The following is a 12,618-nucleotide window of genomic DNA, read 5'->3' as shown; positions in this document are numbered from 1 at the left end:
CGCCTGGGGGGCTCGCCTCTAATGAAGGCCGGCCCCTTAAGGACGAGGACCCATGCACGAGATGTCCGTCGCGCTGGCCGTGATCGACCAGGTGGAAACGGCCGCAGCACAGACCCGGGACGTCACCGCGGTGCGCTCGGTGCGGCTGCGTGTGGGCGAACTGGCGGGCGTCGTACCCGACTCCCTCGCCTTCTGCTTCGAACTCGCCTGCGCCGGGACCCTGCTGGAAGGCGCCGAACTCGTCACCGAGCCGGTGCCCGGCCGGGCACGCTGCACGCCCTGCGCGCACGAGTGGGCCGTCGGCATGCCGCCCCGGCTGACCTGCCCCGAGTGCGGTGGCGCCGAGGTCGAGCTGCTCTCGGGCCGGGAGCTCCAGATCGCCGAGGTGCACTGGGAGGACGGCGATCCGCCGCGCGCGGACGCCCGCGAACCGATCCCCGAGGAGTGCTGAACCATGTGCCGTGTCGTCGACCTGCAACAGGCCGTGCTCGCGAAGAACGACGCGAGCGCGCACCTGCTGCGCATGCACCTGGAGTCCCGGGGCACCACGGTCGTCAACCTGCTGTCCAGCCCCGGCAGCGGCAAGACCGCGCTGCTGGAACGCGAACTGCTGCTGGCCCGGGAGCGGTCCGTCGCCGTCGCCGCGCTCACCGCCGACCTCGCCACCGAGAACGACGCCGAACGGCTCGCGCGTTCCGGCGTCCCGGTCAAGCAGGTGCTCACCGACGGGCTGTGCCATCTGGAGGCGGCGATGCTCGCCGGGCACCTCGACGGATGGCTGCCCGACGGCACCCGGCTGCTGTTCGTGGAGAACGTCGGCAACCTGGTCTGCCCCGCCTCCTACGACCTGGGGGAGACCCTGAGGGTCGTCCTCGCCTCCGTGACCGAGGGCGAGGACAAGCCGCTCAAGTACCCAACCGCCTTCGGCCTCGCCCATCTCGTCGTGGTCACCAAGACCGACATCGCCGAGGCGGTGGAGTTCGACGAGGACGCGTTCCGGGCGAACGTGCAGCGGGTCAACCCGGGCGTGGAGGTGGTCCTGACCTCGGCCCGCCGGGACCGTGGCGTCGGCACACTGCTCGACCGGGCGCTCGCCGCGGCCGAGGGCGCGCAGCTGCACGCACCGGTCATGGCCCGCCACCCCGAAGGGGACCACGCCCACGCCCATTCCCACTCTCACGCCCACTCCCACACGCACGTGGCGGACACCGCGGCCGTGTCCCCGACGCACTCGTGAGCGCCCCGCCGCGGCCGGCCGCCGTCGCCCAGGACCCGCCGCACCGGCGGCGCGTGCTCGTCCGGGGCGTGGTGCAGGGCGTGGGCTTCAGGCCGTACGTCTACGGCCTCGCCACCGAACTCGCCCTGGTCGGGCATGTGACGAACACGCCGGAGGGCGTGGTCGCCGAGGTGGAGGGCACTGTCGCGGCCGTGGCCCGCTTCTGCGACCGGCTCGCGGTGCAGGCGCCGCCGCTGGCCCGGGTGGAGTCCGTCGACCACCAGGAGCTGCCCGCAGCCGGGGGTGAGGCGTTCACCATCCTCGCCTCCCGCAGCGGCGGTCCGGTCCGCACGCTGGTCTCCCCGGACACCGCCACCTGCGCCGACTGCCTCGCCGAACTGGCGGACCCGGCCGACCGGCGCCACCGCCACCCCTTCGTCAACTGCACCCACTGCGGCCCGCGCTTCACGATCGTCACGGGCGTCCCGTACGACCGCGCGAACACCACGATGGCCGCCTTCCCGATGTGCCCCGCCTGCGCCCGCGAATACGCCGCCCCGACCGACCGACGCTTCCACGCACAACCGGTGGCCTGCCCGTCCTGCGGGCCCCGACTGCGGCTGATCGTGCCGGGGGACGCAGGACGGGCAGAGCGAACCTCCGGGGCCGACCCGGTCGCCGCAGCCCGCGTCATGCTTGCCCGTGGTGCGATCCTCGCCGTGAAGGGGCTCGGCGGTTATCACCTCGCCTGCGACGCGACGAACGCCGGTGCCGTCTCCCTGCTCCGCCGCCGCAAGGCACGCGGCGACAAGCCCTTCGCCGTGATGGCGAGGGCCGCGAGCGACGTGGAGCACCTCGTCCGGCTGGGGCCCGAGGAGCGGCGGCTGCTCGAAGGCCCCGCCAGGCCGGTCGTCCTGCTGCGCCGCCGCCCGGACCCGGCGTACGCGCAGGGGGCGCCGCGCCCCGCCGAGGCCGTCGCGCCCGGCAGCCCCGACCTCGGCGTGATGCTGCCGTACACGCCGGTGCACCACCTCCTGCTCGGCCTGCCAGGCGACCCCGACGGCCCCCGGTTGCTCGTCATGACCAGCGGCAACGTCTCGGGCGAGCCGATCGTCACCGACGACGACGAGGCCCTGGAGCGGCTCGCGCACCTGGCCGACGGCTGGCTCACGCACGACCGGCCGATCCATGTGCCGTGCGACGACTCCGTGGTCCGCGTCTGCGACGCCGAACCGCTCGTGCTCCGGCGCTCCCGCGGCTACGCCCCGCTGCCGCTCACCCTCCCGCTGCCGGTCCGCCCGGCCCTCGCCACCGGCGGAGACCTCAAGAACGCCTTCTGCCTCGGCGAGGGACGGCAGGCCTGGCTCTCCGCCCACATCGGCGACATGGACGACCTCGCGACACAAGGCGCCTTCGAACGCGCCGTCGAGCAGCTGGAGTCCATCACCGGCGTACGGCCGCTGAGCCTGGCCTGCGACCGGCATCCCGGCTACCGCTCCGCCCGCTGGGCCGACCGGAACGCGGCGGGCCGGACCGTCGTACGCGTCCAGCACCACCACGCCCACATCGCCGCAGCGATGGCCGAGCACGGGCTGGACGGCACCCGGCCCGTGATCGGCGTCGCCTTCGACGGCACCGGCCACGGCGACGACGGCGCGGTCTGGGGCGGGGAGTTCCTGCTCGCGGACTACGCCGGCTTCACCCGCTTCGGACACCTGGCGTACGTCCCCCTGCCCGGCGGCGACACGGCGGTGCGCAGGCCGTACCGGATGGCACTGGCCCAGCTGCGCGCGGCCGGCCTCGAATGGTCCGGCGACCTGCCCTGCACGGCCGCCTGCCCGCCCGACGAACTGCGCCTTCTCCAGCGGCAGTTGGAGCGCGACCTGAACTGTGTGCCGACCTCCAGCATGGGGCGGCTCTTCGACGCCGTGTCCTCGCTCGCCGGTGTCTGCCACCGCGCCGGCCACGAGGCACAGGCCGCGGTCGAGCTGGAGGCCGCCGCGCTGGAGGCGCCCGCCGACGACACCACCGCGTACGCCTTCGCGCTCGGCGACGGCGAGCCGGTCCGGGCCGACTCCGCGCCAGTCATCGCGGCGATCGTCCGCGACCTGCGGGAAGGCCGCACCGCGGCGACGGTCGCCGCCCGCTTCCACCGCGGTGTGGCGGGGCTGGTGCACGCCCTGTGCCGTCGGGCGCGGGAGCGGCACGGCTTGGACACGGTGGCCCTGACGGGCGGCGTGTTCGCCAACACGCTGCTGTCCTCGGCCTGCGCGGCCGCCCTGCGCGAGGACGGCTTCACGGTGCTGCGGCACCGCCTGGTGCCACCGGGCGACGGCGGCCTGGCGCTCGGCCAGCTGATGGTGGCGGCCCGCACGACGCCCGACGACTGAGCACCCACGACCCACGAAGCGACCACGAAGCGACGACCAAGCGACCCGCGAACCACAGCGAGGAGAGGCCCATGTGCCTGGCGGTACCCGGCAGAGTGCTGGAGATCGAGGAACGCGACGGCACCCGGATGGCCACCGTCGACTTCGGCGGCGTGGTCAAGGAGGTGTGCCTGGAGTATCTGCCGGACCTCCAGGTCGGCGAGTACGCCATCGTCCACGTCGGCTTCGCCCTCCAGCGGCTGGACGAGGAGTCGGCGAAACAGACGCTGGAGCTGTTCGCCGAACTCGGCATGCTCCAGGAGGAGTTCGGCGACGCCTGGGAGATGGCGGCGGCGGAGGCGGGCGTGGCACCGGTGGAAGAGGTGGGCAACCAGTGAAGTACATCGACGAGTTCCAGGACCCGGCGCTGGCCCGTCGGCTGCTCGACGAGATCCGGGCCACGGTGACCCGGCCGTGGGCGCTGATGGAGGTGTGCGGCGGGCAGACCCACAGCATCATCCGGCACGGTCTCGACCAGCTCCTGCCCGACGAGGTCGAGTTGATCCACGGGCCGGGCTGCCCGGTCTGTGTGACCCCGCTGGAGGTCATCGACAAGGCGCTGGAGATCGCCTCCCGCCCCGACGTGATCTTCTGCTCCTTCGGCGACATGCTGCGGGTGCCCGGCACCGGCCGTGACCTGTTCCAGGTGCGCGGCGAGGGCGGCGACGTACGCGTCGTGTACTCGCCGCTCGACGCCCTGCGGATCGCGCAGCAGAACCCGGACCGCGAGGTCGTGTTCTTCGGCATCGGCTTCGAGACGACCGCGCCCCCGAACGCCATGACGGTCCATCAGGCCCGTCGGCACGGCGTCAAGAACTTCAGCATGCTGGTGTCCCACGTCCGCGTCCCGCCCGCCATCGAGGCGATCATGTCGTCGCCGAGCTGCCGGGTGCAGGGCTTCCTCGCGGCCGGCCACGTGTGCAGCGTGATGGGCATGGGGGAGTACCCGGAGCTGGCGGAGCGCTTCCGGGTGCCGATCGTGGTGACCGGCTTCGAGCCGCTGGACATCCTCGAAGGCGTACGCCGCACCGTGGCGCAGCTGGAGCGCGGCGAGCACACCGTCGACAACGCCTACGCGCGCGCCGTGCGGCCCGAGGGCAACCCGGCCGCGCGCGCCATGCTGGAGGACGTCTTCGAGGTCACCGACCGCGCCTGGCGGGGCATCGGCGTGATCCCCGACAGCGGCTGGCGGCTGTCGCCGAAGTACCGCGACCACGACGCAGAGCACCGCTTCTCGGTCGAGGGGATCCGGACCGAGGAGCCGGCCGAGTGCCGCAGCGGCGAGGTCCTCCAGGGCCTGCTCAAGCCGCACGAGTGCGCCGCCTTCGGCACCCTGTGCACGCCCCGTACCCCGCTGGGCGCCACGATGGTCTCCAGCGAGGGCGCCTGCGCGGCGTACTACCTGTACCGGCGGCTGGACGTGCCCGCCGCCACGGCCCGGGAGGCGAGCCCCGTTGTCTGACCTCGATCTGACCTCGTGGACCTGCCCGGCCCCGCTGCGCGACCGGCCTCGCGTCGTCATGGGCCACGGCGGCGGCGGAGCCCTCTCTGCCGAACTCGTCCAGCAGATCTTCGCCCCGGCCTTCGGCGGCGAGGTGCTCGCGCAGATGGGCGACGCCGCCGTCCTCTCCCTCGGCGGGGCCCGGCTGGCCTTCTCCACGGACTCCTATGTCGTACGCCCGCTGTTCTTCCCCGGTGGCAGCATCGGTGACCTGGCGGTCAACGGCACGGTCAACGACCTCGCCATGAGCGGGGCCCGGGCCGCCTACCTCTCCTGCGGGTTCATCCTCGAGGAGGGCGTCGAGCTGGAGACGGTCACCCGGGTCGCCGAGGCGCTGGGCGCCGCCGCGCGCACCGCGGGCGTGGAGGTGGCGACCGGTGACACCAAGGTGGTGGAGTCCGGGCACGGCGACGGGATCTACGTCAACACCGCCGGCATCGGTGTCGTCCCGGCGGGCGTCGATCTGCGACCGCAGCGGGTCGTCCCCGGCGACGTCGTGATCGTCAGCGGTGCGATCGGCGTCCACGGGGTGGCGGTGATGAGCGTCCGGGAGGGCCTGGAGTTCGGCGTGGAGATCGAGAGCGACTGTGCGGCGCTCGGCGGTCTCGTCGACACCATGCTCGCCGTCACCCCGGATCTGCACGTGCTGCGCGACCCCACCCGGGGCGGTCTCGCGGCCTCCCTCAACGAGATCGCGGCGGCCTCCGGCGCGGGCGTGGTCGTCCGGGAACGGGACGTCCCCGTCCCGCCCGCCGTGGCCAACGCCTGCGCGATCCTCGGGCTGGACCCGATGTACATCGCCAACGAGGGCAAGCTGGTGGCCTTCGTGCCGCGCGAGCACGCCGACGCCGTACTGGACGCGATGCGGGCCCACCCCCTGGGCGCGGACTCCGCGATCATCGGCGAGGCAGTCGAGGCCCACCCCGGCATGGTCGTGGCCCGCACCGGGCTGGGCGGCACACGCGTGGTCGACCTGCCGCTGGGGGAGCAGCTGCCGAGGATCTGCTGAACCGGACTCCGGGTGCGGAGACTCCCGGCAGCGATGACTCCAGCGATGTGATTCCGCCCAGCGAAAGTTTGATTTCGCTGGGCGGAAGCATGCCGTCGCTCATTCCGGCCTGTCAAGGCAGGTCGCGCCGGTGAAGAAGGGGCTGCCCGAACAATCGCGCGCGCGTTAGGTTGAGCGCGTGCGATTGAGAGTGGAGTTCACGACCGAGCCCTTCGATCTCGACGAGGCACCCGCGCACGCGCTGGTCGCCCGCCAGGTCATCGAGGCGGCCGAGCTCGACGCGGTGGACGTCGGCCCGTTCGGCAACACGGCGGAGGGTGACGGCGACGCCGTGCTCACCGCCGTGGACGCCCTGCTGCGCAGGACCCTGGAGGCCGGCGCCACCCGGATCTCCCTCCAGGTCAACGTGGTCGGGGAGGACGCGGAGTGACCGGTACCGGGGACGAGACCTTCATCGCGGCCGTCAAGCCGCTGGTCGACGCCATGGGCGGCGAGATACTCCCGCCGGACGAGGCCGGGCCCGAGGACGTCGTGCTGTCCTGGGAGGGCGCGGACGTCGTCGCCGTACGTCTGCCGCAGCTCGCCGACTCCCTCGATCACATCCTGGCCGCCATGGAGCGCCGCAAGGGCAAGCCGCTCGCCGACCTGGACCGCAAGGCCAAGCAGGAGGTCGTACGGATACTGGAGGCCCGCGGCGCGTTCTCCGTGCGGCACGGTGTGGAGACCGTCGCCGGCGCGCTCGGCGTGAGCCGCTTCACGGTCTATAACTACCTGAACCGGGACAAGAACACCTGACGCGTCCCGTCCGGTATCGACATCGCGAATTTTCAACAAAGTGTTGACGTCTCGTCGTCGTAGGGCGTTAGCTATCGGCACGCCCGTTCAGCACGAAGGCCCTTCGCGGCCACGGAGGCTCCCGTGACGTCGAATTCCACGCCCCCGGGCCTGGCCCGGTTCAACGCCCTGGAGGAGCACGCGGCCCACGCCGCCCTCCACGAGGCGTGCGCCTCCACGGCATGGGTGCGCCGGCTGCTCGCCGGCCGCCCCTACGCCGACACCGACACCCTCTTCACCGCCAGTGACGCCGCCACGGCCGAGCTGACCGCCGAGGACCTCGCGGAGGCCATGGCCGGGCACCCGCCGATCGGCCGCCCCAAGCCGGGCGACCCGACCTCGGCACGGGAGCAGCGCGGCATGGCCGGCGTCTCCGAGGAGCTCAAGGCGGAGATGCTCGAACTCAACCTGGCCTACCAGGACAGGTTCGGCCATGTCTTCCTGATCTGCGCCACCGGCCGGACCGGCGAGCAGATGCGCGACGCGGTCAAGGCGCGGATCGGCAACTCGCCCGAGCAGGAGCGGGAGATCGTCCGCACCGAGCTGGGCAGGATCAACCGCATCCGGCTCGCCCGCATCGTCGAAGAGGAAGCCTGACCCCATGAGCACCAGCACCACCGCATCCGTGTCCACGCACATCCTGGACACCAGCGTCGGACGCCCCGCCGAGGGTGTCGCCGTCCGGCTCGCGGCCCGCAGCGGCCGGGACGCCGAATGGCAGGCGCTCGGCGGCTCCGCGACCGACGTGGACGGGCGGTGCAAGGACCTCCCGGCGCTGCCGGAGGGCACCACACACGTACGGCTCGACTTCGCCGTCGAGCCGTATTTCGAGAAGAAGCAAGCCGATGCGCAGCAGGACGCCCCCGCGAATCGGGACAGCGGTGCCGTGTTCTTCCCCGAGGTGGCGATCACCTTCGCCGTGACGGCCGGGGAGCATTACCACGTACCGCTGCTGCTCAACCCGTTCGGCTACTCCGTTTACCGAGGGAGCTAGCAGACATGCCCACGATCCTGGGACAGAACCAGTACGGCAAGGCCGAGAACCGAGTCGTAAAGATCACGCGGGACGGCGCCACCCACCACATCAAGGACCTGAACGTCTCCGTCGCCCTCTCCGGCGACATGGACGAGGTCCACTACTCCGGCTCCAACGCCAACGTCCTGCCGACCGACACCACCAAGAACACGGTGTTCGCGTTCGCCAAGGAGCACGGCATCGAGTCGGCCGAGCAGTTCGGCATCCACCTGGCCCGGCACTTCGTGACCAGCCAGGAGCCCATCCAGACGGCCCGGATCCGCATCGAGGAGTACGCCTGGGAGCGGATCGAGGCGTCCGACGCCAACTCCCAGTTCATCGGCTCCGACGAGGTCAAGCACTCCTTCGTCCGCAAGGGCCAGGAGACCCGGCTCACGCAGATCACCTACGACGGCGAGAAGTGGGAGGTCGTCTCCGGCCTCAAGGACCTCGTCGTGATGAACTCGACCAACTCCGAGTTCTGGGGCTACGTCAAGGACAAGTACACGACGCTCAAGGAAGCGCACGACCGCATCCTGGCCACCCAGGTCTCCGCCCGCTGGCGGTTCAACTGGACCGACGACGAGCAGCGGATGCCCAACTGGGAGAAGTCCTACGAGCAGACGAAGAAGCACATGCTCCAGGCCTTCGCCGAGACCTACTCCCTCTCGCTCCAGCAGACCCTGTACCAGATGGGTTCGCGGATCATCAACAACCGCAGCGAGATCGACGAGGTCCGCTTCTCCCTCCCGAACAAGCACCACTTCCTGGTGGACCTCGAGCCGTTCGGGCTGAAGAACGACAACGAGGTGTACTACGCCGCCGACCGGCCGTACGGCCTGATCGAGGCCACCATCCTGCGGGACGGCTGCGAGCCGAAGATCCCGGTGGACCTCACCAACCTGTAGTAACTCCACATATCGGCACCCGCGGCCGGTGAGGTCCTCCCCGATCCGGCCGCGGCACTCAAATCCCCCAGGGTCCTGCCGTGCCCCCTCCACAACAGCGCAAAGGACGAATCATGGCAGCAGCCCAGCGCATCGTCATCGAGAACTGTTCGATCGCGACGGTGGACGCGAACGACACCGAGTACGCCACCGGCCACATCGTCGTCGCGGACAACCGCATCGAGTCGCTCGGCGCGGGCAGGGCCCCCGAGGGCCTGGAGAACGTCGTACGCCGCATCGACGCCACCGGCCATCTCGTGACCCCCGGCCTGATCAACACCCACCACCACTTCTACCAGTGGATCACCCGGGGCCTGGCCACCGACCACAACCTCTTCGACTGGCTCGTCGCCCTCTACCCGACCTGGGCGCGCATCGACGAGCCGATGGTCCGCTCGGCCGCGCAGGGCTCCCTGGCCATGATGGCCCGCGGCGGTGTCACCACCGCCATGGACCACCACTACGTCCACCCACAGGGCTCCGGCGACCTGTCAGGCGCCATCATCGGCGCCGCCCGCGACATGGGCGTCCGCTTCACCCTCGCCCGCGGCTCCATGGACCGCAGCGAGAAGGACGGCGGGCTGCCGCCGGACTTCGCCGTCGAGACCCTCGAAGGCGCGCTGGCCGCGACCGAGGAGACCGTCACGAAGCACCACGACGCCTCCTTCGACGCGATGACCCAGGTCGCCGTCGCCCCCTGCTCGCCGTTCTCCATCTCCACCGAACTCCTCAGGCAGGGCGCCGAGCTGGCCCGCCGCCTCGGTGTGCGCATGCACACCCACGGCTCGGAGACCGTGGAGGAGGAGAAGTTCTGCCACGAGCTGTTCGGCATGGGCCCGACCGACTACTTCGAGTCCACCGGCTGGCTCGGCGAGGACGTGTGGATGGCGCACTGCGTCCACATGAACGACTCCGACATCGCCGCCTTCGCCCGCACGAAGACCGGCGTCGCCCACTGCCCGTCCTCCAACGCCCGCCTCGCCGCCGGCATCGCCCGAGTCCCCGACATGCTCGCGGCCGGCGTCCCGGTCGGCCTCGGCGTCGACGGCACCGCCTCCAACGAGTCCGGCGAACTCCACACCGAGCTGCGCAACGCCCTGCTCATCAACCGTCTCGGCGCACACCGGGAAGCGGCGCTGAACGCCCGGCAGGCGCTGCGCCTCGGCACCTTCGGCGGCGCCCAGGTGCTCGGCCGGGCCGCCGAGATCGGCTCCCTGGAGCCCGGCAAGCTCGCCGACCTGGTGCTGTGGAAGCTGGACACGCTCGCCCACGCCTCCATCGCCGACCCGGTGACCGCGCTGGTCTTCGGCGCGGCGGCCCCGGTCACCGCGTCGTTCGTGAACGGCCGGCAGATCGTGGAGCACGGCCGGCTGCTCACCGCCGACGAGGACGCGATCGCCCGCTCGACGCGCGAGCAGGCGCAGCGGCTGGCGGGTATCGCCGGTCAGGCCTGAGCGGCTGAAGATCTCCGGTCGGGAGGGACGGCTCCCGACCGGTGGCCGTGGACCCGAGCGGGGTCCACGGCGACCGTCTCCGGGGCGCGCGCGGCGCGTGCGCCCCGGAACGGTCTCCGTTTCCCCCGGAACGGCCCGTCCCCGGTCCCGCACGACCGCGCACCACCTCCTTGAACCCGCGTCAGAGTCGACGCGTTTAACCGACCGGAGGAGAGCCGCAATGTCCGCCCACCCTGTCGATGAGAAACTCCCGGCGCTGAAAATGGCGACGACCGGCCTTCAGCACGTGGCCGCCATGTACGCGGGAGTCGTCGCCCCACCCCTGATAGTCGGCGCGGCCATAGGCCTGACCGCAGCCGAACTCACCTTCCTCACCGGCGCCTGCCTGTTCACCGCGGGCATCGCGACCTTCCTCCAGACGCTCGGCATCTGGAAGATCGGCGCCCGGCTGCCCTTCGTCAACGGCGTCACCTTCGCGGGCGTCGCCCCCATGACGGCGATCGTCGCCTCCACCGACGACAAGTCCGACGCCCTGCCGGTCATCTTCGGCGCGGTCATCGTCGCCGGCCTCCTGGGGTTCGTCGCCGCCCCCTTCTTCAGCAAGGCGGTGCGCTTCTTCCCGCCGGTGGTGACCGGCACCGTCATCACCCTGATCGGCATCTCGCTGCTGCCGGTCGCCTTCGGCTGGGCCCAGGGCCCCAACCCGGCGGCCCACGACTACGGTTCGGCGACGAACCTGGGACTGGCGGCCGGAACGCTGCTCATCGTGCTGCTCCTGCGCCGCTTCACCCGCGGCTTCGTCAAGCAGATCGCCGTACTCCTCGGCCTGGTCGCCGGCACCCTGATCGCGATCCCGTTCGGCGTCACGGACTTCGGGCCGGTGGCGGACGCGGACGTCGTCGGCTTCCCGACCCCGTTCCACTTCGGCGCCCCGCAGTTCCAGCTCGCCGCGATCATCTCGATGTGCGTGGTGATGGTGGTGTCGATGACCGAATCGACCGCCGACATGCTCGCGCTCGGTGAGATCGTCGACCGCCCGGCCGACGAGAAGACCATCGCGGCGGGCCTGCGCGCCGACACCCTCGGCTCCGCGGTCAGCCCGCTGTTCAACGGCTTCATGTGCAGCGCCTTCGCGCAGAACATCGGCCTGGTCGCGATGACGAAGATCCGCAGCCGGTACGTCGTCGCCGTGGGCGGCGGGTTCCTGGTGCTGATGGGCCTGTGCCCGATGGCCGCCTCGCTCATCGCCGTCGTACCCCGCCCGGTGCTGGGCGGCGCGGGCGTGGTCCTCTTCGGGTCGGTCGCCGCGAGCGGCATCCAGACCCTGGTGCGGGCCGGCCTGGACAAGGACAACAACATCCTGATCGTCGCCGTCTCGCTGGCCGTCGGCATCATCCCGATCACCGCGCCGGAGTTCTACCACGCCTTCCCGGAGACGGTCAGGATCGTCCTGGACTCCGGCATCTCGACGGGCTGTGTGGCGGCGGTCGCCCTGAACCTGGTCTTCAACCACCTGGGCGGGAGCCGTGACGCCCAGGACGTCACCCACCCCATGGAGGCGGGAGAGGAGATCACCGGGGCGACCCGGGCCCCTGCCACTCCATGAGGTTGGCGAACAGTTCGGCCTGCTCGACGGCGTCGTCCAGCGCATGGTGCGTGTGACGGCGCCGCGACAGCAGTTCACGCGGCATCGTGCCCTTCGCCACCGCCCGCAGGGGCAGGCCCGCCTTCGTGGCGTACAGGGTCTTCATGTCCAGGCAGCCGGAGTGGCCGAACGGGCTCGCTCCGGTGAACCGGATCAGGTACCAGTACAGGAACGTCCAGTCGTACGAGGCCGGATAGCCGCACATCACCGGCTGCGCCCCGGCGCTCACCTCGCGCACCCAGTCGCCGAACTCCGTGAGCGCGAGAGCCGGTTCACTGCCCTCGGCCTTGAGCCGCTCCCGGTCCAGCCCGCTCACGGCCAGCGCCTCCGGCACGAACTCCTCGCCGATCGGCCGCAGTTCACGGTAGAAGGTGTGCTCCTGCGGGTCGGCCGCCGTGAACCCGTCGCCGTCCTGCACCCCGGCGACCGCCGCGCCGATGCTCAGCATGGAGTAGGGCCCCGGGATGGGGCCGTCCGCCTCGATGTCGACGGAGATGTAACGGCTCGGTTTGATACGTCGTGCGGCCATGGAGAGGAAGCTTCCCAGGTGACCGGGGCTTCCCGCATC

At 71.4% G+C, this 12,618-nt stretch carries 14 protein-coding genes; 13 read left to right on the top strand and 1 reads right to left on the bottom strand.

Translation table 11 applies throughout. From position 1 onward, the window contains the following. The first annotated feature begins 52 nt into the window (after positions 1 to 52). The 13 genes from hypA (at position 53) to CP983_RS08870 (ending at position 12,011) form a co-directional block, all read left to right on the top strand. On the top strand, positions 53 to 451 hold the full coding sequence (hypA, locus tag CP983_RS08930; RefSeq protein WP_107907868.1) for a hydrogenase maturation nickel metallochaperone HypA: 399 nt from the start codon (positions 53 to 55) through the stop codon (positions 449 to 451). Positions 452 to 454: 3 nt separating this feature from the next. After that, positions 455 to 1,237, top strand: coding sequence for a hydrogenase nickel incorporation protein HypB (gene hypB, locus CP983_RS08925; protein ID WP_150499203.1), 783 nt, complete (start codon positions 455 to 457; stop codon positions 1,235 to 1,237). After that, positions 1,234 to 3,606, top strand: coding sequence for a carbamoyltransferase HypF (gene hypF / locus CP983_RS08920; protein ID WP_150499202.1), 2,373 nt, complete (start codon positions 1,234 to 1,236; stop codon positions 3,604 to 3,606). Before hypB ends, hypF begins: the two co-directional genes overlap by 4 nt. A 71-nt stretch (positions 3,607 to 3,677) precedes the next feature. After that, a complete protein-coding gene (locus CP983_RS08915) occupies positions 3,678 to 3,983 on the top strand; it encodes a HypC/HybG/HupF family hydrogenase formation chaperone (protein WP_125527939.1) in 306 nt (101 codons plus the stop codon). Next, positions 3,980 to 5,107 carry a hydrogenase formation protein HypD gene (gene hypD / locus CP983_RS08910; RefSeq protein WP_126902219.1) on the top strand — a complete coding sequence of 376 codons (1,128 nt, stop codon included), beginning with the start codon at positions 3,980 to 3,982 and terminating at the stop codon, positions 5,105 to 5,107. Before CP983_RS08915 ends, hypD begins: the two co-directional genes overlap by 4 nt. Next, complete coding sequence (gene hypE / locus CP983_RS08905) at positions 5,100 to 6,155, top strand: hydrogenase expression/formation protein HypE (RefSeq protein WP_150499201.1); 1,056 nt, start codon at positions 5,100 to 5,102, stop codon at positions 6,153 to 6,155. The genes hypD and hypE overlap by 8 nt, the downstream gene beginning before the upstream one ends. A gap of 178 nt (positions 6,156 to 6,333) precedes the next feature. Then, entirely contained in the window at positions 6,334 to 6,585 is a 252-nt protein-coding gene (locus CP983_RS08900; protein WP_107907873.1) for a YkoF family thiamine-binding protein, read from the top strand. Beyond that, positions 6,582 to 6,950, top strand: coding sequence for a helix-turn-helix domain-containing protein (locus CP983_RS08895; RefSeq protein ID WP_150499200.1), 369 nt, complete (start codon positions 6,582 to 6,584; stop codon positions 6,948 to 6,950). The genes CP983_RS08900 and CP983_RS08895 overlap by 4 nt, the downstream gene beginning before the upstream one ends. A 123-nt stretch (positions 6,951 to 7,073) precedes the next feature. Further along, positions 7,074 to 7,586, top strand: a complete 513-nt coding sequence (gene uraD, locus CP983_RS08890; protein ID WP_150499199.1) for a 2-oxo-4-hydroxy-4-carboxy-5-ureidoimidazoline decarboxylase — start codon at positions 7,074 to 7,076, stop codon at positions 7,584 to 7,586. A gap of 4 nt (positions 7,587 to 7,590) precedes the next feature. After that, positions 7,591 to 7,983: a hydroxyisourate hydrolase gene (gene uraH, locus CP983_RS08885; RefSeq protein ID WP_107907876.1), complete on the top strand. Its 393-nt coding sequence runs from the start codon at positions 7,591 to 7,593 to the stop codon at positions 7,981 to 7,983. Between the two features lie 5 nt (positions 7,984 to 7,988). Further along, on the top strand, positions 7,989 to 8,912 hold the full coding sequence (gene pucL / locus CP983_RS08880) for a factor-independent urate hydroxylase (protein WP_107907877.1): 924 nt from the start codon (positions 7,989 to 7,991) through the stop codon (positions 8,910 to 8,912). A 113-nt stretch (positions 8,913 to 9,025) separates the two neighbouring features. Beyond that, positions 9,026 to 10,405 (top strand): 8-oxoguanine deaminase, encoded by a 1,380-nt coding sequence (locus CP983_RS08875; protein ID WP_150499198.1) that lies wholly within the window; start codon positions 9,026 to 9,028, stop codon positions 10,403 to 10,405. Positions 10,406 to 10,625: 220 nt separating this feature from the next. Further along, a complete protein-coding gene (locus CP983_RS08870; RefSeq protein WP_107907879.1) occupies positions 10,626 to 12,011 on the top strand; it encodes a nucleobase:cation symporter-2 family protein in 1,386 nt (461 codons plus the stop codon). On the opposite strand, the gene CP983_RS08865 is transcribed toward CP983_RS08870, so the two are convergent. Then, a complete protein-coding gene (locus CP983_RS08865; RefSeq protein ID WP_125527932.1) occupies positions 11,977 to 12,579 on the bottom strand; it encodes a 3'-5' exonuclease in 603 nt (200 codons plus the stop codon). The genes CP983_RS08870 and CP983_RS08865 overlap by 35 nt on opposite strands. Between the last annotated feature and the right edge of the window lie 39 nt (positions 12,580 to 12,618).

It is taken from the genome of Streptomyces chartreusis, from assembly GCF_008704715.1.
GTDB lineage: Bacteria > Actinomycetota > Actinomycetes > Streptomycetales > Streptomycetaceae > Streptomyces > Streptomyces chartreusis.
Note: the sequence above shows the minus strand (reverse complement) of the source record. Positions and strands in the feature narration are given on the sequence as shown.